This window comes from Aquimarina agarilytica ZC1 (genome assembly GCF_000255455.1).
GTDB lineage: Bacteria > Bacteroidota > Bacteroidia > Flavobacteriales > Flavobacteriaceae > Aquimarina > Aquimarina agarilytica.
Window position 1 is genome coordinate 1 of record NZ_JH621324.1, and the last position, 1962, is coordinate 1962.

The window sequence follows — 1962 nt, forward strand, 5'->3', positions numbered from 1 at the left end:
GTATCCATCCGAGCAAACACATATTTTAAATTACACAGTTGTGTTTTAAGTTTGAAGAAACTTTAAAGAGATAGATATGTTAGCTTTAAGCTCTACAAACAGCTTTACTTTATATGTTCCTCCAACCGATATGCGAAAGAGTTTTGATAGTCTTTCTGGTATTATTATTTCAGAACTCGATTCAATTCCCAGCGATGGTAATGTGTATATTTTTGTCAATAAAATGCGTAACAAAATAAAATTGTTGCATTGGCAGTCAGGGGGTTTTATACTTTATTATAAACGTTTGGAAAAAGGCACTATTAAACTGCCTGTTTATGAAAAAACGGTATTGAGTTTAGGCTTGGATTATTCGGCAATAGTACTGTTAATAGATGGAATTTCTATCACTAATATAAAGCGAGAAAAGCGGTTTAAAAAACACTAATTTTAGTTGTTTTTTTTGAGTTAAGTATTTATTTTAGTGGGTAATGACCTACCAAGAGCTACTTGTTGAGAATCGTAATCTCCATAAAAAGGCGAAAGATTCTGCGACCAAAATAGCTTCGCTAGAACAGCAACTTCAACAACTCTACAAGCTCATAAGTGGTTTTAAATCGGAGAGTTTTATTACTGAAGCAGTTATGGATCAGCTGTCACTGTTTGGAGAAGATCCCGTAGAAGAAGTAGCAGAGACACCACAACAGACCATTACTTATACCCGAGATAAGAAAAAACATCTGGGGCGTAATGCGCTTCCAGAAAATCTTCCGGTAAGAGAAGTCATCATCGAGCCCAAGGAAGATACCACAGGACTTACCAAAATAGGAGAAGAAATCACTGAAACCCTAGAATATACTCCTGCTAGTTTGGTTAAACGCAGAACTATTCGTCCTAAATACGCTAAAAAAGAGGATCAAGGCGTACTGATTGCAGAGTTACCAAGCCGTCCTATTGACAAGGCTATTGTAGAAGCCTGCTTATTAGCACACATTTTGGTAAGTAAATATGTAGATCACTTGCCGTTTTATCGTCAAATCCAAATGTTCAAACGAGATTTTGGATGGGAACCCGCCCAAAGTACCATGAGTGATTGGATGGCGAGCTGTTGCCAGTTACTAGAACCCCTATACAATACCCTAAAGCAGAAAATACTTGATTCAGATTACATCCAAGCTGACGAGTCACCGATCAAGGTGCAAGATCAAGACAAAATAAAGAGTACACATCAAGGCTATCAATGGGTTTATCACGATCCCATTCAAAAGCTCGTACTCTTTAATTACCGAAAAGGACGCGGACAAAACGGACCTAAAGAATTGCTTACAAATTACAGTGGTTATCTGCAATGCGATGGCTACACTGTATATGATAAAATAGGAACTAACCCCAAGATTACCTTGGCTGGATGTTTGGTACATGCCAGGCGCAAGTTCCATGATGCGTTGGATAGTGATAATAACCGCGCAAAAATAGCTTTGGAGCTTTTTAGAAAAATGTATTTAGAAGAAAGAACCATCAAAGAAGAGATGCTAAACGATTATGATAAAAGAAAAGTACTTCGTGATCAAAAAGTCAAACCGTTATTGGAACACATCAAAACATCGATAGAAGCTGAACAGTTCAATGTATTGCCACAAAGTCCTATCGGAAAGGCAATGACTTATTTTGTAAATCAATATCCAAAGCTAGAAACCATCTTTAATGATGGACGTATTGAACTGGACAATAACCTAATCGAAAATGCGATCCGCCCCATGGCAATTGGCAGAAAGAATTATTTGTTTTGTGGATCACATAAAGCAGCACAAAATGCAGCAATGCTATATTCGTTCTTTGGAAGTTGCAAAATACAAAACATCAACCCTAGAGAATGGCTAGAAGATACCTTGCAAAGAATCTCTGATCATAGCATACTAAAACTTGAAGAACTATTACCTGGATATCAGTAAAAATCTAAAACGTAGTTGCTCGGACGGATAC

2 protein-coding genes are annotated in these 1962 nt (G+C 37.2%); both read left to right on the top strand.

Annotated elements, in window-relative coordinates; translation table 11 throughout:
- Positions 1 to 76: 76 nt before the first annotated feature.
- A complete protein-coding gene (tnpB, locus tag KQA_RS0218120; protein WP_010183053.1) occupies positions 77 to 427 on the top strand; it encodes an IS66 family insertion sequence element accessory protein TnpB in 351 nt (116 codons plus the stop codon).
- A 43-nt stretch (positions 428 to 470) separates the two neighbouring features.
- Entirely contained in the window at positions 471 to 1931 is a 1461-nt protein-coding gene (tnpC, locus tag KQA_RS0218125) for an IS66 family transposase (protein ID WP_010183054.1), read from the top strand.
- The last annotated feature ends 31 nt before the right edge of the window (positions 1932 to 1962 follow it).

Coding starts and splice junctions, on each gene's coding strand:
- tnpB (WP_010183053.1), top strand. CDS start 77: ATGTTAGCTTTAAGCTCTACAAACAGCTTTACTTTATATGTTCCTCCA.
- tnpC (WP_010183054.1), top strand. CDS start 471: ATGACCTACCAAGAGCTACTTGTTGAGAATCGTAATCTCCATAAAAAG.